The 22,742-nt window shown below is 42.7% G+C and carries 20 protein-coding genes, 1 tRNA gene and 1 pseudogene; 15 read left to right on the top strand and 7 right to left on the bottom strand.

Translation table 11 applies throughout. The features are described 5' to 3' along the window. Positions 1 to 4: 4 nt before the first annotated feature. A complete protein-coding gene (locus ESB13_RS08215) occupies positions 5 to 3,511 on the bottom strand; it encodes a SusC/RagA family TonB-linked outer membrane protein (RefSeq protein WP_164974133.1) in 3,507 nt (1,168 codons plus the stop codon). A 690-nt stretch (positions 3,512 to 4,201) separates the two neighbouring features. On the opposite strand from ESB13_RS08215, the gene ESB13_RS08210 reads away from it, so the two are divergent. From ESB13_RS08210 to ESB13_RS08190, 5 genes are all read left to right on the top strand, one after another. Then, a complete protein-coding gene (locus ESB13_RS08210) occupies positions 4,202 to 4,840 on the top strand; it encodes a hypothetical protein (protein WP_129002515.1) in 639 nt (212 codons plus the stop codon). Positions 4,841 to 5,141: 301 nt separating this feature from the next. Next, entirely contained in the window at positions 5,142 to 6,140 is a 999-nt protein-coding gene (locus tag ESB13_RS08205; protein WP_129002514.1) for a hypothetical protein, read from the top strand. Positions 6,141 to 6,157: 17 nt separating this feature from the next. Further along, positions 6,158 to 7,585: a DUF4041 domain-containing protein gene (locus tag ESB13_RS08200; RefSeq protein ID WP_129002513.1), complete on the top strand. Its 1,428-nt coding sequence runs from the start codon at positions 6,158 to 6,160 to the stop codon at positions 7,583 to 7,585. 107 nt (positions 7,586 to 7,692) lie between these two features. Further along, positions 7,693 to 8,049: an ISAon1 family transposase N-terminal region protein gene (locus ESB13_RS08195; protein ID WP_246022473.1), complete on the top strand. Its 357-nt coding sequence runs from the start codon at positions 7,693 to 7,695 to the stop codon at positions 8,047 to 8,049. Further along, on the top strand, positions 8,042 to 9,025 hold the full coding sequence (locus ESB13_RS08190; RefSeq protein WP_129002512.1) for an ISAon1 family transposase: 984 nt from the start codon (positions 8,042 to 8,044) through the stop codon (positions 9,023 to 9,025). Before ESB13_RS08195 ends, ESB13_RS08190 begins: the two co-directional genes overlap by 8 nt. A gap of 346 nt (positions 9,026 to 9,371) precedes the next feature. Here the strand turns inward: ESB13_RS08190 and ESB13_RS08185 are convergent, their stop codons facing one another. The 3 genes from ESB13_RS08185 to ESB13_RS08175 form a co-directional block, all read right to left on the bottom strand. Beyond that, the gene (locus ESB13_RS08185) at positions 9,372 to 10,817 is read right to left on the bottom strand and encodes an AbiJ-related protein (protein WP_164974132.1); all 1,446 of its coding nucleotides are present in this window, start codon (positions 10,815 to 10,817) and stop codon (positions 9,372 to 9,374) included. 67 nt (positions 10,818 to 10,884) lie between these two features. Continuing rightward, positions 10,885 to 11,427, bottom strand: coding sequence for a hypothetical protein (locus tag ESB13_RS08180; RefSeq protein ID WP_129002510.1), 543 nt, complete (start codon positions 11,425 to 11,427; stop codon positions 10,885 to 10,887). Between the two features lie 1,317 nt (positions 11,428 to 12,744). Beyond that, entirely contained in the window at positions 12,745 to 13,149 is a 405-nt protein-coding gene (locus ESB13_RS08175; RefSeq protein WP_129002509.1) for a helix-turn-helix domain-containing protein, read from the bottom strand. Between the two features lie 536 nt (positions 13,150 to 13,685). Between ESB13_RS08175 and ESB13_RS08170 the strand changes: the two genes are divergently transcribed. From ESB13_RS08170 to ESB13_RS24270, 5 genes and pseudogenes are all read left to right on the top strand, one after another. Then, on the top strand, positions 13,686 to 14,228 hold the full coding sequence (locus ESB13_RS08170) for a hypothetical protein (protein WP_129002508.1): 543 nt from the start codon (positions 13,686 to 13,688) through the stop codon (positions 14,226 to 14,228). A 17-nt stretch (positions 14,229 to 14,245) separates the two neighbouring features. Beyond that, a complete protein-coding gene (locus ESB13_RS08165) occupies positions 14,246 to 14,980 on the top strand; it encodes a sensor histidine kinase (RefSeq protein ID WP_129002507.1) in 735 nt (244 codons plus the stop codon). A gap of 65 nt (positions 14,981 to 15,045) precedes the next feature. Further along, positions 15,046 to 15,279 carry a SymE family type I addiction module toxin gene (locus ESB13_RS08160; RefSeq protein WP_129002506.1) on the top strand — a complete coding sequence of 78 codons (234 nt, stop codon included), beginning with the start codon at positions 15,046 to 15,048 and terminating at the stop codon, positions 15,277 to 15,279. 290 nt (positions 15,280 to 15,569) lie between these two features. Further along, positions 15,570 to 15,725 (top strand): hypothetical protein, encoded by a 156-nt coding sequence (locus ESB13_RS23745; RefSeq protein ID WP_164974131.1) that lies wholly within the window; start codon positions 15,570 to 15,572, stop codon positions 15,723 to 15,725. After that, positions 15,709 to 16,497: pseudogene (locus tag ESB13_RS24270) on the top strand (recombinase family protein); the annotation flags it as partial. The gene ESB13_RS23745 and the pseudogene ESB13_RS24270, both read left to right, overlap by 17 nt. Before the next feature lie 725 nt (positions 16,498 to 17,222). On the opposite strand, the gene ESB13_RS08150 reads toward ESB13_RS24270, so the two are convergent. After that, positions 17,223 to 17,297: transfer RNA gene (locus tag ESB13_RS08150), tRNA-Val, on the bottom strand. A 496-nt stretch (positions 17,298 to 17,793) separates the two neighbouring features. Here ESB13_RS08150 and aroQ point away from each other — a divergent pair. Then, positions 17,794 to 18,216 (top strand): type II 3-dehydroquinate dehydratase, encoded by a 423-nt coding sequence (gene aroQ / locus ESB13_RS08140; protein WP_129002505.1) that lies wholly within the window; start codon positions 17,794 to 17,796, stop codon positions 18,214 to 18,216. Positions 18,217 to 18,241: 25 nt separating this feature from the next. After that, positions 18,242 to 18,922 carry a toxin-antitoxin system YwqK family antitoxin gene (locus tag ESB13_RS08135; RefSeq protein WP_129002504.1) on the top strand — a complete coding sequence of 227 codons (681 nt, stop codon included), beginning with the start codon at positions 18,242 to 18,244 and terminating at the stop codon, positions 18,920 to 18,922. Here ESB13_RS08135 and ESB13_RS08130 read toward each other — a convergent pair. After that, positions 18,919 to 19,290 (bottom strand): DUF6686 family protein, encoded by a 372-nt coding sequence (locus ESB13_RS08130; RefSeq protein WP_164974130.1) that lies wholly within the window; start codon positions 19,288 to 19,290, stop codon positions 18,919 to 18,921. The two genes, ESB13_RS08135 and ESB13_RS08130, sit on opposite strands and share 4 nt — an antisense overlap. 676 nt (positions 19,291 to 19,966) lie before the next feature. On the opposite strand from ESB13_RS08130, the gene ESB13_RS08125 reads away from it, so the two are divergent. Further along, the gene (locus ESB13_RS08125; RefSeq protein WP_246022472.1) at positions 19,967 to 20,554 is read left to right on the top strand and encodes an HPP family protein; all 588 of its coding nucleotides are present in this window, start codon (positions 19,967 to 19,969) and stop codon (positions 20,552 to 20,554) included. Between the two features lie 82 nt (positions 20,555 to 20,636). On the opposite strand, the gene ESB13_RS08120 is transcribed toward ESB13_RS08125, so the two are convergent. Then, positions 20,637 to 21,560, bottom strand: coding sequence for a DUF4421 family protein (locus ESB13_RS08120; RefSeq protein WP_129002502.1), 924 nt, complete (start codon positions 21,558 to 21,560; stop codon positions 20,637 to 20,639). A 161-nt stretch (positions 21,561 to 21,721) separates the two neighbouring features. On the opposite strand from ESB13_RS08120, the gene ESB13_RS08115 reads away from it, so the two are divergent. Both ESB13_RS08115 and ESB13_RS08110 read left to right on the top strand, forming a co-directional pair. Further along, positions 21,722 to 22,033: a hypothetical protein gene (locus tag ESB13_RS08115; protein ID WP_129002501.1), complete on the top strand. Its 312-nt coding sequence runs from the start codon at positions 21,722 to 21,724 to the stop codon at positions 22,031 to 22,033. Then, positions 22,030 to 22,689: an ATP-binding cassette domain-containing protein gene (locus ESB13_RS08110; RefSeq protein WP_129002500.1), complete on the top strand. Its 660-nt coding sequence runs from the start codon at positions 22,030 to 22,032 to the stop codon at positions 22,687 to 22,689. The genes ESB13_RS08115 and ESB13_RS08110 overlap by 4 nt, the downstream gene beginning before the upstream one ends. Positions 22,690 to 22,742: the final 53 nt, after the last annotated feature.

Here is a 22,742-nt window from a genome sequence, read left to right as displayed (position 1 = left end):
AGTTTTAAAATGTTGCGTGGATGCTTATGCCATAGCTTCGGGTGGAAGGGAAGGCGTTATTTTCATAATAAACATTGGTTCCGTTGAACGACTCCGGGTCGACATTCGGCATCGTTTTGTGTAAGAAACCAATATTATTGGCGAAGGCGGTCAGAAGGAGTCTTTCGAACTTCATTTTTGAGGCGACCCTTTTAGGAATAGCATACGAGAAAGTAATATTCCTTAATTTTATATAATTATTTTTATAAATGATGTCTTTGGTTAGTTCCGGTTGCGTCTGATAATAATAAGAATATTTATAGCCCGCCGAAATTACCTGGTTATTCACGCTTCCATCCTGTTTAACTCCCGGAAGTATTACGCCGTCATGAAAAATGACCGGATATTTAGAGTCATCGGGTACTGCTGCATCGTGACTGGTAAGTGCGATGTTTTGACTTGACCTGTTGATATAATACGGTAATCCCCCGAGCGCTTCATTCCTTCCTGCAAGCGTATTCTTTCCCGAGCCATTGCCAATCATCGCCATGTTAGTCAGAGAAAGCATACTGCTGCCGAATGACGCATCGAAGTTGGCTCCAAGCTTAAAACCTTTATATGAAATGATTGAGTTTAATCCACCGATGAAGTCGGGGGTGATCTTTCCTGCAGTTATCTCACGCGATTTGTCCTGATAATAAGTTCCATAAGAATTGACCATCCTGTTTCCCTGAGCATCTGTAGCGAACGGGTAAACATTAATTTCACCGTATGGCAGTCCTGCAATAGCAACTATTCTGGCCCCCTGGCCGCCCCATAGGTTCTGCGTAGTAATACCTTTGGCCAATTCCTTTACTTTAGGTGTGGAAGCGCTTCCGTTCAATGCCAGTTCCCATGTAAGATCTTTTGATTGCAGGGGAGCACCCTTTAATACAAATTCATAGCCTATGGTAGCGATCCGGCCCGCGTTAATTCCTACACTCGAATAACCGGAAGAAGAAGGGATGTTAAGGGCCATGATCTGGTTATAAGTGTTCGCAGAGAAGAAGCTGAACTCCAGACCAAGACGATCATTAAAGTACTTCGTATCAAACCCGAGTTCAAACTCTCTCTTGCGTTCGGGTTTCAAATTAAGAGGAGGTATTAAATCCGGGGAGCTATAGGTAATTGCATTGCCGTAAGCCGCGATGCTGTATATCTCGTTGGCGAAATATCTTGAGCCTGGGCGTCCTACGTCTGCCCAGGAGACCCTTAATTTTCCGAGCGATAGCCAGGCCGGTTTCACCATGCTTTTTGAGAATACCCATGAAACACTTGTACCCGGATAGAAATAAGCGTTATTTTTCGATGGAAGCACAGACGACCAGTCGTTGCGTGCCTGGAAATCAATAAAAAGATAATCCTTGTAACTCAGCTGAGCGGATGCAAAAAGTGCGTACAACCGGTCCTGTCCAAGATCGGAGGTACTGGTTTTAACGGCATTTTTGGAGTTTTCGAGCGATGGCCAATCACGGGTGATGAAGCCGCCGCTTGTGCTTCTTGTTATCGACCGTTGTGATGCCGACTGGTGTACGCCGCCTATAAATCCGGAAAAACGGAAATCGGAATTTATAAGAGTATTTTCATAACGGAGCATCGCCTGCAGATTCCAGCGCACCGTGCTGGAACTGCTTAGCGAATTCAATCCGCCTGAGGGATTGACAGAAAGAGGTTGTCTTAGCACCACGTTCGTATTGCCATTGTTAAGTATCCAGTCGAAACCGCCGGTTCCGTCGAGGTTAAGATGCCTGCCTAGCTTAACGTTAAGATTTAGAGCATTTAGAAAATGGTCTCTTTTGGTTTCATATGTGTCCCGCCATTGGCTGAAGAAATAATTTTCAGACAAGTTCATCAGGTAAGTGCCCGGGTTCATCTGCGTGTTGCGATTTTCCGTCCGCCAGTATAAATAAGCAGTGGTAGGGTCGACTATTTGGTTTCTAAGCAATCTGGTATCCAATGTTCTTGGAATACCATTGGATGATATCTGGGGGACCGGTGCAGGAGCGTTATGATTGAAAGAGCGGGAATAGCTGCCTGTTAGTTGGAGGCGTACCCTGTCGGTAATCTCCATATTTCCGTTGAAGGCTATTTTATCATTTTTTATTTTAAAACCTTCAAAGATGCCTTTATAATCTTCGTGCGTATAGGCCACACGGAAGCTGCCGATGCTTCCGCCCCCCGATAAAGAGATATTGGCTTTGCTGGTAGAACCTGTTCTGAACAGCTCTTTCACATTGTTGGGTTGGGCTACATAGGGGCGGATTTCATTATCATACCAGAGTAAACTACGTCCGTCGAACTTCGGACCGAAATTATAATTGGTGGATGCTGTATAAGCTTGCTGGCCATTTCTTACGTAGAACCCTTCCTTATCCGCATTATACGTTCTTATATCGGCAGGCATGCCTGCGCCAAATTCATTCTGGAATTCCTGCTGAACCCACGGCTCATCCGTTTGCCTGCTCAGGTTAACGTCTATTCCGTAGCCTGGCCTTTTTCTGCCGCTTTTGGAGGTGATAAGGATGACGCCGTTAGCTCCCTGCGAGCCGTACAGCAGTGATGCTTTTGCCCCGCGTAATACTTCAATGGATCCGATATCATCCAGGTTAAGGTCATTGAGGCCATTCCCCGGATTGCGGTTAATATCGGTTTGCCAGTCGAGCATAGGAATACCGTCAATTACAAACAGCGGCCGCACATTTGAGTTTTCCGAAAAGGATACCGCGTTCCGGATGTTGACATTGATACCTCCCGAGGGACCCATTGCCGTTGCATTGATCCTTAATCCCGGCACCTGGCCGTACAGGGCGGTCAGTGCATTCACCGGTGAGCCAAGATCAGCTAAGGCTGCCGGTGAAACAGAGCTGACGGCATAGCCCAGCGCCCTCTTTTCCCTTTTGATGCCAAGCCCGGTTATAACTACTTCTCTAAGATCTTTTGAGCCTTGTAACAAGGAAATGTTCAGCCGGGCAGAACCATTTACGGTGATTTCCCGGCTTTCAAAGCCGATATGAGAGATCACCAGGATATCGCCCTTGCTTACGTCCGAAAGTAAGAATTCACCCTTTGCATTGGTCGCTACACTGCCTTTGGCGTCCTTCTTCTTCACGACAGCGCCAATCAGCGGCATACCCAGCGCGTTGGTTACTTTCCCGCGGATATCGGCCGGAAGCTGTGGCGCTTTGGCTACGTTTTTGGGGAGCATCTCTTTCCTGGATATGACTATAATGAGCTTCCCCTTTATCTGGAAGCTGAAGCCCGATCCGCTCAGGACCGTATTCAGCGCTTCGGGCAGGTTTACCTTATCCAAAGTGACGTTAACCGGCCGTGCCTGTTCCAGGATCCTGGAATCGTAAATGAAATTGAACCCGCTTTGTTTTCCTATTTCTCTCAGCACGTTTTCAAGCGTAGCATTGTTTTCGTGCAGGGTGATGCGCTGGGCGAATGCCCCGGCGCTTACCTGCATGAAACCGGTCATTAAAAGCGCGATCATTAATTCCGGCCGTATAATTATTTTTCTTTGTAATTCAGGCCGCCAGCCAGTGAAGAGACTGTTGGCCGTCTGCAATAGTTTTGGGCAACAGAAAGCAAAGCGCTTCCTGATGAGATTGTAAGAATTCATTAGAGTTACTGGTTTCGGATTAAGAATTATGTGCTTGCAAGTCCTTTTCGATACCTGCTACAAATTTTCCGGGATTGTTAGCCGTGCTTCCGGAATCTGTTCAGGCGGGCTTGAGTGGATCAGAGATATGTATGGCAAAATTTCTTCATGTTCCTGCTTGATTATATGTTAATAAAATAGAGAATTAAACACATCAGGTTCATTGCAGCCCGGCCGCCAGGTTTAAGCAAAACCGATTTTTCGTCGCTGCGGCGGTTGGGTAAAGACCTCCTGGATGACGTCCCCTTGCCACCTTATTGTCCCTGAGCAATTTACGCGCATGGAGAAACTGCCTGGTCCAGCAGCGTTCGTAGATTTCCGCGAAAGCAACCTTACTGCCTTGCTTTAAAAGTATAAAAGTTCCTGGTTGGGGATCACCCTTTGCTGATTTATCATACTATTCTATGGCGAATATATATAATTTAGAAGGGAGAGGGATAGAGGGACGTTCAAAATACAATCCCGGTGAAAACGATCGGAGATGTGTTATGAATTCCCATATTTTGTAATAACTGTAATAATATGAAATCTTATCTAAATTCATTCGCTATAGCATTATTCTTCCTGTGTTCAGTTATAAACTGTTCGGGGCAAGATAGTAGTTCCCGTGAAGCAGCCATTCCGCTTCATTTATATTTACAACAGCAACATGATAGCACTATAATTTATTTCCCATTTGAAAAGGCCGCTGCGCCCAGATATTATATCATCGGCAAATCCGGAAATGCACAGCTATCTCTATATACATATGTAAATCCGTATCGAGCGGCGAGAAATTATCCGCCGGAAGTTTTAAAGAAATTTATTAAGGAATCAACAAAATTTACATTTACGCTTCCTGACACAAACAGGTATTTTATCCCGTATAGAAATTTGAAATCGGAAGAGGGCAGGAAAATATGGGATAGTGTTATTGTTTTGACTCCGTGGATGCTTAAAGACGACGCAGTAGAAGGCGAAGGCTGCGGAAAAGGTGCAAAATGTAATACATACGATGATTGGATGCTGACATTTTTTTTAATAACAAAATCAGGAATCAGAAAAATTTATTTTTATGCTCCTGAATTTTATGAACAATGCTGTCCCGGCAGGGAAGGGCGACAAAAAGCGGTTCAATTAGAGCGGCTATTTAAAGAGGTTTTCAAGTTGGATAAAATGTAGATAAGAGGCGGCGACCTGGGAAGTATGCGGCAGAGCAGGATTGTGTGGATAGCGTTGCTGTTTGCAGCCTATCACATTCTTTTCAATAAATACCAATGGGGTAGTAAAAGAAGTTTTTGGCGAGTGTTATTGGTGTTTTAGTCTCCTGCTTTGGTCGCAGGATTACGGTTTCCCGTACAAATGCTTTTTTGATGATGTTATTTTTACATTGTAACAACAAGTTAATGTAATGTAGTTTATCAAATAAAGCCACGTTATTTTTGAAATCCCCCCAAAAAAAAATCACAAACCTTAAGCCGTTATGAGTCATTTTAATGCCTTTATGCGTAGCAGTGCGGCTGCTTACCGAAGAAGTGAACGCGAACAGCAACGCAAAGCCAGGGAAGCGGCTCGCCAGTTTAAAGCTCAAGCTAAGCTGGACGCAATTTCCGATGCTGCCCGTGCAGTCAAAAATTACAATAACTATATTTCTATTTTAAAATCTGTTCACAAAGAAGCAACAGAGGAAATAAACTGGGAGACTGTCCTGGATGACGAGCCACCCGCTAGCCCCAACCGGCAGGATGAGGGCGAAACAAAAGCCTTATATCAACAAAGCAATTATAGGCCTTCTTTCTTCGATAAATTATTTGGCAGCGAATCCAAAAAAAGAAAAAAGTTACAGCAAGACGTTGAAACAGCCCGTGCAAAAGATGAAAAAGTTTACCAGAATCAGCTTAAACAATACGAACAGGATAAACAAGATTTTTACCATTTGCAGGAAGTGGCAAAAGGTGTTTTAAATAAACAGGTCGAGTCCTATAAAGATGCTCTTCTTTTTTTTGAGCCCTACTCGGATATTGCCGAATTGGGCACGAAAGTAGAACTATCTTTTCAGCCTGAACATGTGTCGATTGAGTTAAAGGTCAATAATAAAGAAGTGATTCCTGATTATGTTCTATCACAGACTTCAACTGGCAAGTTGTCGAAAAAGACCATGACTGCGGGAAAAATCAACGATCTGTATCAAGACTATGTTTGTAGCTGCTTATTACGAGTGGCCCGTGAAACCCTGGCCTACCTGCCTGTTCATTATGTAGTCGTAAACGCTGTAGGTGTTCTTTTTGATTCAATAACAGGATATGAGGATGCTAAAACAATTGTATCTGTGATAATAACACCAGATAAACTGAAGCAGTTGAACATGAACACCATTGATCCTTCCGATTCTATGAAAAATTTTCATCACCGCATGCGATTTTCAAAAACAAATGGATTCTCTGCAGTTGAACGAATTGATGGAAAAGCCCTCATGCTGTAACTCCGAAACCCAAACATATGTTTTCGAATAAAAAATTAAAGAAGACGGAAGAGCTATTAGCGGCAACTAACGACACTTTGCAAAAAGTTCAGCAGGAACTTGCATTAGCCTATGAAAAAGTTGCACAACAAGCTCAACAACTCGAAAACCTGGATAGCGAGCTCGCCCGGCAGAAAGATCAATTGGAACGCTCTACACAACAATCTGCAGCCCTTCTTGAAAAGTACAGTCAGATTGTTCAGCTGGATAAAGAAGTAGAAGATCGAAAAAGGATGGTGCAGGAGGTGAGTAATAAATATGAAAGCGCCCGCCTCATTTACCAGGAGCTTGAACAGGCAATCGCTTTATATGAAGATGTGTTGGAAATTGGATCATTTGGTTTATATAAGCCACGATTCAATTTCGATACTGCTGAACAGTTCAGGAAAGCTATGGATGCTAATTATGAAAAACAAAAGGCGCTGATCAAAGAAGGGAAAGCCATTATGTGCCATATAGAATGGGTGGTTGGCGGAAGTAAAACTGAAGGGAAGAAAATGACCTCTCAATACAAAAAGCTGATGCTTTTTGCATTCAACGGTGATTGCGATGCGCTTATGTCCCGCGTAAAGTGGAATAATGCTGAAAAAACGAGGGAGCGGATTAATAAAGTGTTCGAAACAGTTAACAAGTTGGGGGTGAGCCATCAAATTGAAATAACACAAGACTTCCTGGCCTTAAAGCAGGAAGAGCTTTCTCTTACCTACGAACACGAACAAAAGAAATACGAAGAGAAGGAAGAACAACGGCGCCTCAAAGAGCAAATGCGGGAAGAAGAAAAAGCGCAGCGGGAATTTGAACGTGTACAGCAAGAAGCAGAAGAGGAAGAAGTGCGGTACGAAAAGGCGATTGAAAAAGCCCAACAGGAACTGTCACTTGCTGCAGGAGCCAATATAGATGTGATGCAAGACAAAATAAAAGCACTGGAAGTTCAGTTGCAGGAGGCGCACCAGAAAAAAGCACGTGCCATTGCAATGGCACAGCTAACGAGGGTGGGGCACATTTATGTGATATCTAATATCGGTTCATTTGGTGAAAATGTTTATAAGTTGGGTATGACACGTCGCCTGGACCCATTAGACAGGGTTCGGGAATTGGGAGATGCTTCCGTGCCGTTTCTTTTTGATGTACACGCAATCATTTATTCTGAAAATGCGCCGCAATTGGAGTATGCGTTGCATAAGAAGTTCGATGACAGGCGTCTCAATCGTATCAATACTAAAAAGGAATTTTTCCGGGTAAGCCTCGATGAGATAGAAGCTTTTGTTCTGGAACATACCGGAGCGTCCATTGAATTTACCAAAATAGCAGAAGCCCGTGATTACAGGGAGACGCTTAATTTGCTAGAACAATTGAAGTTAGAGGAAGATAAAATTGAAAAGTTTCCAAAAGATCTGGTGGTTTGATCTAATTTTGATACCCAATTTTATCCAGCTCCACAAGTCTTGGATCAAGTTGAAAATTTGGGGGATTAGGTAAAAAAGTCTTGCTTTGCGCGCAAAAGAGCAACAGGTTGGAAAAGGGTTATCGTCAGTTAGTAAGTTTGATGCTTCCAGCAGGAGTAATGGAGTACTTTGAGTTAATGAACGCGGAGCAAAGCGATGATGGAGTCATCAAAATCTACCTGGAAGAAAAGAATATCTCCCCTTATGAATACCGCTTAGAGAAGCTTCACTCCAAAGGGTTTCTGCCTGAAGTAGAAGTGCAGGATTTTCCGATCCGCAATCATAAAGTATTACTGTGTATCAAGCGCCGTCGCTGGGAAGTTATAAGAACCGGCGAAATCATCACCCGGGACTGGACAGCGTTACGGGAAAGAGCACGAATCACCTCAGAGTTCGGGCTTTTTTTAAAAGCAGTGTTTGGATAATTACCCTATCAGCCCGGTACAACTGGGCCATTTCTTTCATATAGACGGCAAACAACTCCAGCAACAATACAAGCATCACCTCAGTGAATTCCACAGTTGGGAGCAAAAGCAGCATGCTACAGAATGGATGCTTTTTGAACAGAATCTTGGCACCTATTTAAGCATAGATGAGACCGCCTTTAGTAGCGGCGAGCTCTATACCATTGTGACGAATAAAGAAGCCAGAGGCCGCAAGGGCTCTTTGGTGGCTATGATTAAAGGCACCCAGGCAGATCGGCTCATAGAAATCCTGATGCGCCTTCCTGAGCACCTGCGTAAACGTGTAAAAGAGGTTACTGTTGATATGGCTGCCAGCCTGAATCTTACCATAAAGCGCTGCTTCCCTTATGCCCAACGCGTAATAGATCGCTTCCACGTACAACAACGGGCTTTTGATGCCGTACAAGAAACCCGTATCAAATATCGCTGGGAGGCGCTGGAAGAAGAAAACCAAGCCATAGAACAATCCCGGCGGCAACGCACTGCTTATATAGCACCGTTACTACCGAATGGTGACTCCGTCAAACAACTGTTGGCACGCAGCCGGTATTTGCTGTTCAAGCATCCACGCTTGTGGAGCAGAGAACAACGTCAACGGGCAGAAATGCTTTTTAACCTATACCCTGAGATACACAAAGCTTATCAATTGTCATTAAGATTAGGTGAGGTGTTCCGAAACTGTACCAGCAAAGAGCAGGCTTTTAAAAGGCTGGCGTTGTGGTATAATGATGTGGAGGAGGCAGGGTTGGCTACGTTCAGAACGCTTGCAAGGACAATACAAACGCATTACCTGGGCATACTTAACTTCTTCAACAACAGGTCTACCAATGCGGCAGCTGAATCCTTCAATGCCAAAATCAAGGCTTTTAGAAATGCATTGAGAGGCGTTAGGGACGTAGAATTCTTCCTCTTTAGACTATCCAAACTTTATGCGTAATATTTATCAGCCCCCAAGTTTTCAACTTGATCCCAAGTCTTGTATAGGAATCCAAAAAAGCCTCACATTTCTGTAAGGCTTCTGTTCTGTGGAGGTGAGGGGGCTGGAATTGAACCCCTGATTCCGGTTTTGCTATTTCTGAGAGGAATATCATTTCAACAATGTTCTTAATGCAAGATGTTGGTAATCAATGTTTTTTTTCTTCAAATCGAGAAAAACGCGTATGTCGCTGTTTGTATAGGCTGACCGCTGTATAAACTGGTTTTGTGTTGCATTCTAACGAAAAAGTGAAACTTTGAAGAAGTTGCTTGTTCTGATGCTTTTTGGGGTGGGTTATAAATCATGGCTATTTCTGGTTGAAATAAAAGTCTGCTGTTAATGAGGTTGATTCCCATGGAATTTGTTCATCCTTTGATTTCTCCATTACCGACTTTCTTACCCTTTGAAATAATTGTGTTATTGTTACATTCATAGTCGTTATCTCTGAAACAAGAATTCCAGTATAAAGTCCATTAGTGCCCTCGCCGTCTGAAGCTGTTTTACCTGGTGATGTTGAATAAGCTATAAGGGATCCTTTGGGGGCTTCCATTACAGCTAATCCTCTTTTTGATAAATCTCTACCCCAGCTTCTTTCAAACGGGTTATTTCTGCATGCATCTAGTATAAGCAGGTTAACAGAAGTTTTTGCAGCTTCAAGATGACTGAGTACCCTATCTACTTGGACGCAGTCATATTCAACAGTCCTTTCATTTTTCAAATTTGCATCTACAGGGATTAAATAATTTAATCCTTTTACTTGAACACCATGACCTGCAAAATAGAAAAGCCCCACATCATATTTTTCTAACTCTGTTCCAAAGTCGTCTATTTCTGTTTTCATCTGCTTTAAATTAGGATTTTCAAGATGCATTACATCAAATCCTAATTCTTCTAATTTTTGTTTCATTGCGCTTGCGTCATTCAAAGGATTGGCAAGTATACCCGCATATTCATATTTGCTACAACCTATTACTAACGCTAGTTTTCTGAGTTTTTTAACAGCAGGATTTTCAACGGTGGGAGTTGAATTGACTTCTCTGTGTCCATAAATCGGTTTTCCAGCAATCTTCGATTTTTCATAAAATTCAATTCCGCTATGCACCAAATTTCGATTGTAGATTTCTAAAAGCTGATTTGTTCCATCATTCCTTGAAACTGGGTTTATAGTAAGCGCCAAGAAGCTTAGAAATATTTCTTCGTCACAGTGTAGCAAGTTAAATCTTCGGTCGGTAAAGACCCAATCGTCTTCCCAATCATAATTTAAAATTCGATGTTTATGTATGTCGTCGTAAGCATTGTTATATCTCGAATCATGAGATGGTAGTTTAGAAAGGTCGAAGATTCTATTAAGGAAGTTTGGTTCTTCAAGTTTTCCAGACCATGAGATTTTATTTAGAGTTATTTCGTCAAATATTGCTTGCCGAGCGACTATTGATATTGTCATTTTTTTATTATTGTCGATCTCTATTTTGGGAATCCATTTTATATTTCGGACATGAAAGCCGATAGCTGTTGCGACTTCTGAAAGTTGTGTTTCTATTACATTTACTTGGCTGAAATAGTCTGATTGGAGCTTAAAAAAGTATTCTCCCGGCACGCCTATTTCGCAATCAACTAATAATGTTTCACGTTCACTACCTCCTATTTCAAATAAAGTGTCTACATAGACTATATCCATCCGGCATTCGGAAAAAAAATTAGCCGCTTTATTTTCACCGATATCTTTTAACCATTGAAGTAATTCTATTTGCATAGGTTCTAATTTGTCGATAAGGAACATCGCATATTTCTAATGCACTTGACTTGTACTATCGGGTAACTTACATTTTAGCTTTTGCTTGCTGTAATAAAGTTAATAGTTGTGTTAAATCATCTTTGTCCATAAAAACATATGAATTGCTATCAAATTTTTCAAGTTTCATAAATGTTGTCCATGAATCTTTTTTTGAAAAGCAGCCAGCTGTAAATCCACTTCTACTTCTAAAGTTTACCTCAGTGTAGCTAGTAGCTGTAGTTGGCAAAACCTTTTCTTGAATGATTTTAATAGATTTTATTAAACCGTCAATCTCATCTTCGTCAAGTAAAGCTATTTTGGTGTCCGATGAATAGGAGCTTTTATATTCATATTCGAATCTAACAGCACTTGATTTTTGGTCGCTAATTAAGTCTGTAAATTTGGCTACTTGTATGTTGCATTTCTTTAGTGTTCCAATATCGATAAACTCTTTTTTTACTAGTGAACCTGATCGTTCTGAAAACTTTTCGGCGTTACTTACTTCTTGCTCTTTTGCTTTTGCAACTTGTTGTCCAAAGGATAAGCTCGTTAATGTGATAAGTGATACAAGTAAAACTATTTTTTTCATCGTTTAGATTTATCGGTTAAAATATTAAGGTGAGTTCGGAATTTTTAAGTGTGATATCTTGTAGCTTGGTGCGGGTATGAATTTGCAATTATTTCAATTGAGCTTGAAATAAACTTATATGAAAACAAACGTTTTTATTTTATCGCTTTAAGAGGGATGTGTTAAGTATTGATATTATGTTTGGGTTTGGTTATTCCGGAATTGAAAAATGGTTCACGTAAGTTATTACATACGCTGTTTGCAAACGTTAAATTGTCTATTTCAATGGCTCTCATACTAATAATAGCTAACTCTCAAATATACGCAGGTTCATGCATAATACAAATACAGGAAGTGTGCTGGTTCTGCTTTTTCTTTATCTATTATTTAGATGTATTGAAATATTACTTTCCGGCCGGGGGGCTTTATTATATTGTACAAGCTTTATTCCCCTGCCGACTTCGGAGGCATAAGGGGCAAGGTCAATTGGAGGACTCTGTCCGACAATTGTACACCTTGCCATTCCCGGCGAAGCAGGGGGATTGGTAAAACGGAAATATGTTGCAGGGGGCAGCCGGAATAGTTGAGCATTTTGGGGAGGCGGCTTTTTAATGAGTTTTGTAAGCCATGCCGGAAGGGATAAATAGCAGGAGGTAACCGGACGTAAATTAATTCGGTTACGGGAACAGTGTCAATTGCAGGGGATTTACTATGTATTTTCTTTTTCTGGTACGCTTCTTTATCAGCCGGAAAATTAGCAAGTCTTCATTAAGATAAATGGCCCATGCAGCCAGAAGAGAACGGGAGCGGCTATAATGCTTGCGGCGTTGGAGTTGCCATGAAAGAAGCATAATATCAGATTGCTTTTTTGACATAACGCTGGTGTTTGTGGTGAAAAAAGAATGTGAATTATTCGGCTACGCCTCATTCACATCCCCTTAGCGACCAGCCATTAACCTATGGAGGAACTGTCAAGGATTTTGTGAAAAAAATACTATTGGCAACGCATAGATAACGCCTGCAAGGCGGCTAATACAATGGAGATTTTTTTTACAAAACCTGCAAGCGAAGGCTTGCCGTAGCGCCGTCCTTTACAGTGCCGGAATGGGTTAATACCTTTGCGATACCGGGGTGCGAATGAAGAGCCAACCGCAGGTTTCCATCTGGCATAAATGAAAAAGTTGGAGAGGGGTTGGGTGTTGAAGTAGTAGTGATTTAAATTAAAATGATTGCCTGGCGCAATGTTCGTGTATTTACGGTTGGGTATGTGTATAATGCAAACTGGCTGCTCTTTTTAATGGAGCAGCCAGTTTGCTTAAATGTAATTTATGCACACGACTATTTTTTTTCATTAAGCAATCTTTCCAATAAGGCTGCTTTTTCATCCTTCTCTTTTAAAAGAGCATCATAAACTTCCACCAGTTTATCAATAGGATTAAAAGAACAATTGTACAATGTACTTGCTACTGCACTACCATTTAAGCTATCGTGAAAAGTATTAGATATAAAATTGATGGTTTTTTCCTCATCAAAATTCTTAATTGCGTCTGCTGGTACTTTTAAAATCTTTGCTATTTCTTCCATAAGATCATCGGGGATTATTTCCTTTTCTTCCAGCCTTGATACCTTTTTTTGATCCCAATCTTCGCCTAATTCAAGGGCTACAGCTTCCTGTTTAATGCCCAGAATTTCCCTCATGCGTTTAAAGTTCTTACCGTGGTGTGGCTGATTAGTGTTTGACATAATAACTGTATTAACTATACAACGTAAATCTAGTAATAAATGCAAAGCTGCTCTAAAAAACAGTGTAAAAAAGGCGAAAAAACGGTTTTTTAGACAACTTTTGTCTGTTATAGACAGAGAACTGTTACTTTCTTTACGGGGTAAATATTACATTTGTCGTTCTTCATGATTTTGAAGGACTTCGCTATAAGTCTCAATCTGAAAACCGCGAATTTTCAATGGAAGTGAGATGATAGTGCAAGCCTGCTCTATAGTATTGCCTATAGGGTAGGTCTCTATCAGCTTATCACTTCCGGGCTCTTCGCGGTGCCTCAGATTGGTAAGACGAGACCTGTCCTATAGGCAATTTTATTTCCGGACAAGCCCCGTTTTTACAAGAGACTTACATTTTTTAACCTATAAATGTAAGCGTATGTCATACCATAACATTGAAATCTCGCCTCATTAGCACAGTGTTTTTCCGCTGTTCATTTTGCTATAATAACAACATCAAGCCAACGGCCCCATTATTCTTTTTTGAAAACGGGGAATAGAACGTGTCTGTACCCCACAGCACGGGGGGCTGTATGGCTTTTAACCATCTAATTGTTTATATGTCCCTTTGTTTCCTGTTTACACCGGCACAGCTACCTGTAACAACACTACAGGTTTCATGGAAGCGGTTGCCCTTTTTTATCGCCTTTCTGCTAAATCTGGTATGGTTAAGTAATGCACTATTTATAAGCATGGTGCAGGATATGCCTATACGTCTGGCTGTATTATCTACACTGATAAACTACAGTGTTACCATTTTGATTGTGTTGTTTATTCTGGTACTGGGTTTTGCTTTTCTATATGGGAAAATGCACAAGAGATCGCACCGCATAGCAAGAAAGAAGGCGATTCCGTTAATTATTACCCATGTTGTTGTTTTAATGCCGGTTTATTTGATATGCCTGTTTATTTCCCAAAGCCATAAAAACGCTGCTCTTCTCATTCTGGAACTTACACTGTACATAGGAATGTCACGGGTTATGATTGCAAAAAACGTCCTGTTTATAGTTCAAATATTTGACGGTCAAAACACCTTTTATTACTAAACTTTAATTACACAACTATGCAAAGTTCACCTGTTGGAAAAATACCAGCAACAAGTTCAGGCGGTCTAACGGTTGTACATAGTCCGCTTATGGTTTATTTCGGAATGTTTGCGCATGAAGTAAGAAACCAGATTGGTGCAGCAGTTACCGCCTGCGAATATCTTAAAAGGGGAAACGTGTCTGACAATATTGTAAACACGCTTACCCTTGCTGTTACGGATACTTTAGGTATTCTGGATAATATGCTTATGACGGTTAAAATTGAATCCGGTGTGTTATCTGTACACCCTGCATTAGAAAGTTTCAATATCACTGAATGGGCAAACAAAACCGTAACTCCATTTTACAGCTACCCCAATCATAAGCAAACCAATATTGTGCTTTCAGTTAGTCCATACATAAATATGGCCACAATAGTAACTGACAGAGTTAAATTAAGCCAGATACTCCATAATCTTCTATCTAATGCCATAAAGTTCTGCGATAGAAATACCACTGTTGCTGTAAACATCAGGGTACAGTGTTATAGGCTTATAATTACTGTTACTAACAAAGGCAGCTATATCTCTGCGGATCAGCTAAAGAACTTGTTTGTACCATTTCAGCAGCTGGATAAAGGCAAAGCTGGCAACGGGCTCGGCCTGTACTTGTGCCGCATTTACGCAGAAACATTGGGCGGTTCTATTATGGCTGACAGTAAAGAGGGCATTACCACATTCACTGTCGAAGTGCCTGTAACAATCAGCCAGTAATAAAAACATACTTACTAATGCTAACCTCCGGACTATTTCATTAGTCACCAACTTAACACCAGAATATGACAGCAAAATTAGTCTCCATGTACGAAAGGCGCCTGAAAGTAGTTTACAAGCATACTAATAGCTTGTATTACACCAGTAACAACCGGGTGCCGTGGATAAATATTAGTGGCCGCTGGCTGGAAAAAGCAGGTTTTTTAATAGGTGAATCCGTTACAGTTTCCGTAGAATCGGATCGCCTTACTATTACTAAATGCCCTGAAAATGATGGTATGCTAAAGAAGAGGGTGTAAACTTAAGTTTTGGATATTGGATTGTATAACGGCCTGCTATTTTGATAGTGGGCTTTTGTTTTGTTCGGTACGGATACTTCGACTACAATTCGCAATGACTTCCACTTAAATATCAGATTGAGACTAAATGATACATTTTATATAAGTTGGTAAGCTGGTTGCTGGTTTTTTACTTCCACTTTCCTTCACCTGACTTCCACCTAAAGGGTTATTTACGCTACTAGGTTTGTGTAACAAACCGCAAGGCCCGTAGGGCCTTGTTTATTTAGTGAAAGTGAAAAGTATGAAGTATGAAATGTGAAGAGCCTGTTCAGGAAAACAACGAGCAAAAAGCGGCCCGGCTTTTAAGTGCGTATGAAAAGGAAAAAGAAGAAAAAATAGTAAATTTAATAGCAAAGCTTATTGTTGATCTAACCTTTAAGGAAGTATATGAAAAAAGCCATTAGATACCTTCGTTTCAGCCATGACGGCCAAAGCAACAGTTCCATAGAGAAGCAGGATTTGTATACCGGTCAGTGGCTGGAAAGAAACCGTGTAGAACTGATTGATACCTTTATTGATGCGGGCTACAGCGCCCGTACTTTTGACCGGCCTGATTTTATAAAGTTGCAGGAGTTTATCACCAAACATCATCAGCACGTAGATTATCTGGTAGTGGATCAAATGGATCGCTTTAGCCGGGATGCGGGTGAGGCTATGAGCCTTGCGAAGAAGCTACAGTTAAAGTTCAGCATCCAGATAGTAAGTGTAACCGAAGGTATCACGTTTGATTACCATACGCCCGGCAGCTTTTTCCGTGCAGGCTTACAATTGCTATTAGCGGAAGATGATAATATTAACCGCGCCAATAAAGTGAACGGCGGTATTTATACTGCTAAGGCAAAGGAAGGCAGGTATATACACAGCCGCCCACCGTATGGTTATGATAAGATAGGTAAGGGCAAGGAAAAGCATATTGTTATCAATGAGCCTAAAGCCGCAATCGTTCGTTTTATCTTTCAAGCTTATTTACACAATACGCCTATGTACCTGATCCGGCAGCAGGCTAAGGAAATGGGTATGGCTGTGAAGGGGAAAAATATTATCCGGGGTATCCTGGATAATCCAGTGTACGCGGGCAGGCAAGTGGTAAAACCCTTTAAGGAATTGCCCGGCGGCATCTTTCCGGCAAAGCATGAAGCTATTATTGACCCGCTTGTGTGGGAAGAGGTGCAACGTAAGTTAAAAAAGCCAGAAAAGGAGCGGGTAACCGTATTAGACGAAATACCATTACGCGGTGTGTTGAAATGTCATTGCGGGGCTTTGCTTACTGGCGCTCCTTCGCGGGGCAGGCATGGCAAGTACTATTATTACTATAAGTGCAATCATGGCCGTCATAATAATATCAGTGCGATAAAGGCACACCAGCAAATGGAGCGTATTATGGAATTAATCAGCCTGCCACAAGCTACGGTTACAGCCATCAGGGAAAAGGCTGAACAGGAGCTGGAACAGCGTAACAAGGAAAACAAGCTATTGCTTGCTGAAAAGAAAGCGGAGCTGGCGAAGGAAGATGCAAAGCTGTTTTCCGTAGAGGAAAAATGGATCAGCAATACAATCAGTCACGATACTTATAATCGATGGTATACCGATATAATGCAGCGTAAACAGCATTTAAAAGCCCTGATAGACCGGTTAAGTCAGAATCAAACTGAGTTATACCGCACGTTGTATAAAACACTGGATACCCTCTCAGATTTAAAGTATGTCTACAACAGATGTGATGCTTCCTCCAAACAGGAGTTGCTTCGCTTAGGGTTCGATAGCAATTTGTACTATGAAGAGGGTATTTATCGAACCCCTACCATACTGGAACCGCTGGCGCATAATGTTGTGAAAATGAAGTCGGAGGGGGTGCTGATATATGAAAAAAAAGCGGGTTATCCTGAGATAACCCGCTTATGTGGGAGCACACGGGCTCGAACCGCGGACCCTCTGCTTGTAAGGCAGATGCTCTAAACCAACTGAGCTATGCTCCCTTCTCGCGTTATTTTTTGTTAACCCTTATCGCGATTGGGAGTGCAAATATAGGCGTTGTTTTATTCCTGCCAAATTCTTTCATGATTTTTTTTCATCTGGGGTATAAATTGACTGTCAGGAGGTTAGTAAAAAGAGCCCACCGATATATGCTACATCCTTAGCCCAAACCATATTCAAATAGCATCGTGCCGCCAGGGTAAAGGCTTGCGAACTAAAAGGGTGTTACTAAATTGGTAACAATGGTGTATGTTGGTATATGAGGATTATCGCGTAAGTCTGAAATTCTATCAGGGAATAGAATGCTCAACCTGGCCATGATCCGTAAACTAACCGAAAAGCTAAATATTCCTGCCGAGGTGCTTATACAGGCGTATTGAATCTTCCCATGGCGCTTCTGTTGGGTAAATGCTGAAGATGCCCTGCCCGGAACCACATACCACCCGGCAGATCGCATTCTCCCATCTATCCCTATCTTCGCTTTGTTAAAATTACAGCATGAAGATCGCGATCATTAACGGGCCTAACCTTAACTTATTGGGCGTGAGGGAACCCGGCATTTATGGCAGCCAGGGGTTCGATACTTATTTTGAACAGCTGCGTACCATTTTCCCAAATATTACGTTTCATTATTACCAGAGCAACGTGGAAGGGGAGCTGATCAATGAATTACAAAGGGTGGGATTTGATTTTGACGGTATTGTGCTGAACCCGGGTGGATATACCCATACTTCCGTTGCTATTGGCGATGCCATCGCGGCTATTACCACGCCGGTTATTGAAACGCATATCAGTAATGTTCATGCCAGGGAGGAATTCCGGAGATTATCGCATGTGTCGGCCAAATGTAAAGGCACCATCTGCGGGCTGGGCTTGAAAGGGTATGAGCTGGCGGTAAGATGGTTGTCGGAAGCTAAATAAATAGTACTGTTATAAACTTGAACATATGCGTTTGATCATCCTGGTTCTTTTGTTAATGCCTTTTTTATCGCAGGCCCAGTATAAGAACTATAAGCTGAGCGTGAAAGGGGATACGCTGAATATTGTTGATGCCAAAGGCTTAAAGCAGGGCAAATGGATCGTTCGTGTAGAAGCACTGCGCGGTGAGCCGGGATATGAAGAAGAAGGGGAATTCAAAAATGACAGGAAAGAAGGCGTTTGGCGCCGCTATAACCTCACCGGCGATCTTGTTGCCATGGAAAACTACAGGTGGGGAATGAAAGACGGTATTTGCCGCTACTTTACCATTATGGGAGAGGAGCACCAGGAGAGCTGGCGCGCCGTGAACCCCGATAAGGAATATGATACAATAGAAGTACCTGACCCTGTTGACCCTTATAAGGTGTCGATGGTGGAGATTAAGATCGAAGGCAGGTCGCTCCGGCATGGCACCTGGCGGTTTTATGATCCGGCCAGCGGGACCATCATACGTACCGAAACCTGGTTTATGGATAAAAAGGAAGATCCCAATAAGAAACTGCTTACCGGTACCAGCGCTGCAGATTCAACCTTGTCCATCAGGAAAAAGCTGTCGGACGAGAATAAGCCAAAAGAAGTAAAGGAATACGATAAGAAAAACTCCGGTAAAAAGAATTACAAGGTAAGAGAGGGGCGTACAGGCTACTAACAGGCCGTATCCCCCGCATTGTTAAATAACTTCAGCAAAGCCAGCGACTGCAGTTCTGTGTCGGCAGTGTCGAGCATATGATTGAACTCGACGAGCTCCCTGGAACTGAGCAGCAATTTTAATCCTTCGCAGGGCGTGGGCACCACTATCGATTTAATGTGATATTCTGCTGAATCTTCAGGGATGGTTTGGGTGTTTTCTACGTGTTTCAGCCATTGACGGAAGGTGGCAAAGTCATCGAGATGAAAGGTGATGAGGATATTGCCGTAGCCTATCTGTATATGATCACATTCCATGCAATGGATGATATAACCGCTATTATTATCGTAGTACAAGGTTTTGTAATGACACATAGGCTTTTGTTTCATCTGTCAAATTTGAAGAACTATTCCCGCTGGTGTTTACCTTTTCGGAAAATGCGTTTTTCGATAACGGGAATTATGCAGTGAAATAAACAGCCCCGTGGAAACGAGGCCGGGATTATACTGAAACTGTTAACATTTACTCGCTTGTTACGCTTCAGCTCATTCAAATTCAGTTGCCAAACAGGGATGCCCTTTATTTGCGGGCGGGTGGCACGAACCGGTATCAAACGGGTAAATAACGATGCAAATGTAGCGGGCGGCCAACGCCATTGTTTATTAAATCCGTAAAAGGTTCTTACGAGAAGGGGAAAACCGGCTTTTCCTGTTATCGTAAACGCTTTTCCCGATTTTGTAATTCATGCCGGGCCGGCGTTCTGATATTTGCACTGTAACAATCTTGTGTAGAGATATCTTAATCTATCATTTATCATCAATTAGAAAAGCGGGTTGGTCTCATCCTGCTTTTTTTATTTTATAAGGTTGATGAAGCGGTGTTTTATAAACTGATAGCAATGATTGTAAAGAGGAATGGTAAGTGGCTTCAGTGCGGCTCTGAAGCGGCTTTAAGGCGGGTATATAAAGCGCACTGTCCCGTTGCGCCGGGGAGTTTTAATGGACGAATACTATACCTTATTTGTGGGATAAGCTGCTTATCTTTGGCGCCCAATCAATAAAATTAGTGAAGAAAATTATACAACGACAGGTGCGTATAGCCCGTTATGTCATGTATCGTGAAACCTTACTGGATTTCAGGGATCATGTATGGACGTTTGTAGGCGCTTTTTGTGGGATCGCCATTATCGGGCTTATGGCCCGGGGGCGGTTTGAAATGGTGGACAATGTGTTTCTGATCGGCTCTTTCGGGGCGTCGTGCGTGCTGGTATATGGCGTTGTGAATAGCCCGCTGGCGCAGCCCCGCAACCTGGTGGGCGGGCATGTGGTGAGTGCTATCGTGGGCGTGACGGTTCATTATATGCTACCCAATGAAATATGGCTGGCTTCGGCGCTGGCGGTGGCGATGTCGATTGTGGGGATGCAGATCACCAAAACCTTACATCCGCCGGGAGGCGCCACTGCGCTGATCGCGAATATAGGATCGGAAAAGATCAAGTCGCTCGGGTATATGTATGTATTATGTCCCGTGCTGGCGGGTGTGCTTATTCTGCTGCTGGTGGCCCTTTTGGTGAACAACCTGGCGCCGCACCGGAGTTATCCTTTGAACAGGAACTGGAAAAAGATGCTGCTACGCAGGTACCGCCGGTCCTGACCGGGGCGTAGCGCGGTGCCGGTAAATATGCTGTTAGTATGGTTTTTGTTTGACCCTGTCATATGGCAATAATATGCAGCCATTACGATCTGCCCTTGAAGAAATGATTCAGTCGCCGTACATAAGAAAGCTCCAGGTTCACGGAGGTAAGGTTCAGCTTCCTGGATTCAAATGGATAAATCGATTTGTTATGTACCAGTACCAGCAGGGCGGTGGCCCAGAGCGGCTGCTGGTACGATGCCGCCATTCGGGTGAGCGCCGTAGGGTAAATATTAATTTTTGCTTTCTTTACCAGGGCGGGTTCATTTCCAAAGTTCACCCCAGCTGTAGCCATACCTGATAGCAACCAGTGTTTTCCCAATACTACGGAATAGGCATAACCGCCGTTGAATCCGAATTGCAGGTTATTGACGATCCTGCTTTCAACCGGTATACTGTCGCCCAGGTTCATTTTATAGTAGTAAGCCCCTCCGCCCAGGATGAAGCTGCCGGTGGAGATCAGTTGCTGTTCGCTTTGTTCAAAAGCGGCCCGCGCGGAGAACTTGTTGCCATTAAAGAGATAAGCGCCTTCTGCCCCTATTTGCATTACCGACAGGCTGGGGTTCAATTCCACTTTATTCTCGCGGGGAATATTGTGAAAAAAGCCTTTATAGCGCTGGATAAACACGTCCATTACCATGCGGCGGCTGTACCGGTGAACCTGGATGTCGAGTACGCGCGACCTGCCAAATTTCTCTTTATCACGTAAGGCAATGACGCCATAGGCCATTCTTGCATTCACGATGGTGTTTTTGATAGAAAGACCTACACCCACGTTCAGCGGGTTATTGGGTTTGTAATATTTAGCGTTACCATAAACTTCAATGGCGTTATTGGAAAGGAAGGTTCTTGCCAATATCTTATGCTGCCTGGGTTTGATGTAGGTTGTATCGATCTCCGTTTGACCAAAGGAGCTTACAGATAAAAAGGACGCCAATAGCACTATTCCGCAATAACAAGACTTCATGGGTGCGCAAAATTAGGGGCTGGCTGCACTAGAGAGCGGATATTCGACGAAAATGATAAAAAAATAGCTTAAACCGCTTTTCAAAATAAATGTTAATGCCTCATGGGCGCCGCTGTTTAGTTCGGGAATTGCCTAACTTTCTTATTTCAACCCATTGTAAAATGAGGCATCTTATTAAAACGGCCAGGCTGGCAATGACGTTTTACCGGAGTTTTGTCTTTGCTCCTTTGCTGATCACCATTTTTGCAATATCGTGCTTCCTGTCTTACGGATTCAGGGTCTTTGCAGCTATCTTATGGCTCAAGATCCTCACCAATGCTGTCATCTGGTACCAGGTACGGGAATTCAAAAAAAAAGAACTTTACTATTACCGCAACCTGGGTGTATCGGAAAAAAAATTATGGGTTATTGTGTTTGTATTTGATTTCAGTGTGCTCGTAGCGGGCATCTTTATCGCAAAACAATTTCTATGAAGCATGTTTTCAGGGCCGATGGCATACAGTTGTCGTTTGGATTACGCTGTATTTTATCGGATATCTATATTGGCAGCGAAACCGGTATGATCACTGGTTTGCTGGGGCGCAACGGGCAAGGTAAATCCTGCCTCATGAACATTATTTATGGAACGCTGCCTACTACAGATAAATCGGTCAGGGTTGATGACGCACGCCTGCTCGAAGCCTTCCGCCGGCCCGATCTGCTCACCTATTTGCCGCAGTTCAATTATATTCCAAAACATTTACGGCTGAGACGGATCTTTCTTGACTTTGAATTGTCGTTTGATCATTTCCTGTCTCATTTTCCTGAGTATCAAAAAGTATATGAACTACCCGTTGGCAGCCTGTCCGGCGGACAACGCCGGCTGGTAGAGGTTTATTGTCTCATTAAAAGCAAGGCATTGTTTACGATGCTTGATGAGCCGTTCTCACATCTGTCGCCGGTACAGGTGGAGCGTCTGAAGCTGGTAATGGAAGAGGAGTTGCCGGCTAAGGGCTTCCTGGTAACAGATCATATGTATCATTACCTGCTTGGTTTCTGTCACCAGGTATATGTATTGCAGAACGGGAAAACGCATCTTACAAAGAGCCGGGAAGATATTGAGCGGTTAGGTTACCTGGCAGGGGCTTAGGTTGTACAGCAGCGTTTCTTTTACCACTGCGATGCCAACTGGCGATCCCCAAC

It is taken from the genome of Filimonas effusa, assembly GCF_004118675.1.
GTDB classification, from domain to species: domain Bacteria; phylum Bacteroidota; class Bacteroidia; order Chitinophagales; family Chitinophagaceae; genus Filimonas; species Filimonas effusa.
This window is presented reverse-complemented; position numbering and strand designations above follow the sequence as displayed.

Bases quoted from the DNA above. Each gene is read 5' to 3' on its own strand.
- ESB13_RS08215 (WP_164974133.1), bottom strand. From the start codon at position 3,511: ATGATCGCGCTTTTAATGACCGGTTTCATGCAGGTAAGCGCCGGGGCA.
- ESB13_RS08210 (WP_129002515.1), top strand. From the start codon at position 4,202: ATGAAATCTTATCTAAATTCATTCGCTATAGCATTATTCTTCCTGTGT.
- ESB13_RS08205 (WP_129002514.1), top strand. From the start codon at position 5,142: ATGAGTCATTTTAATGCCTTTATGCGTAGCAGTGCGGCTGCTTACCGA.
- ESB13_RS08200 (WP_129002513.1), top strand. From the start codon at position 6,158: ATGTTTTCGAATAAAAAATTAAAGAAGACGGAAGAGCTATTAGCGGCA.
- ESB13_RS08185 (WP_164974132.1), bottom strand. From the start codon at position 10,817: ATGCAAATAGAATTACTTCAATGGTTAAAAGATATCGGTGAAAATAAA.
- ESB13_RS08180 (WP_129002510.1), bottom strand. From the start codon at position 11,427: ATGAAAAAAATAGTTTTACTTGTATCACTTATCACATTAACGAGCTTA.
- ESB13_RS08175 (WP_129002509.1), bottom strand. From the start codon at position 13,149: ATGTCAAACACTAATCAGCCACACCACGGTAAGAACTTTAAACGCATG.
- ESB13_RS08165 (WP_129002507.1), top strand. From the start codon at position 14,246: ATGCAAAGTTCACCTGTTGGAAAAATACCAGCAACAAGTTCAGGCGGT.
- ESB13_RS08160 (WP_129002506.1), top strand. From the start codon at position 15,046: ATGACAGCAAAATTAGTCTCCATGTACGAAAGGCGCCTGAAAGTAGTT.
- ESB13_RS23745 (WP_164974131.1), top strand. From the start codon at position 15,570: ATGAAATGTGAAGAGCCTGTTCAGGAAAACAACGAGCAAAAAGCGGCC.
- aroQ (WP_129002505.1), top strand. From the start codon at position 17,794: ATGAAGATCGCGATCATTAACGGGCCTAACCTTAACTTATTGGGCGTG.
- ESB13_RS08135 (WP_129002504.1), top strand. From the start codon at position 18,242: ATGCGTTTGATCATCCTGGTTCTTTTGTTAATGCCTTTTTTATCGCAG.
- ESB13_RS08130 (WP_164974130.1), bottom strand. From the start codon at position 19,290: ATGAAACAAAAGCCTATGTGTCATTACAAAACCTTGTACTACGATAAT.
- ESB13_RS08120 (WP_129002502.1), bottom strand. From the start codon at position 21,560: ATGAAGTCTTGTTATTGCGGAATAGTGCTATTGGCGTCCTTTTTATCT.
- ESB13_RS08115 (WP_129002501.1), top strand. From the start codon at position 21,722: ATGAGGCATCTTATTAAAACGGCCAGGCTGGCAATGACGTTTTACCGG.
- ESB13_RS08110 (WP_129002500.1), top strand. From the start codon at position 22,030: ATGAAGCATGTTTTCAGGGCCGATGGCATACAGTTGTCGTTTGGATTA.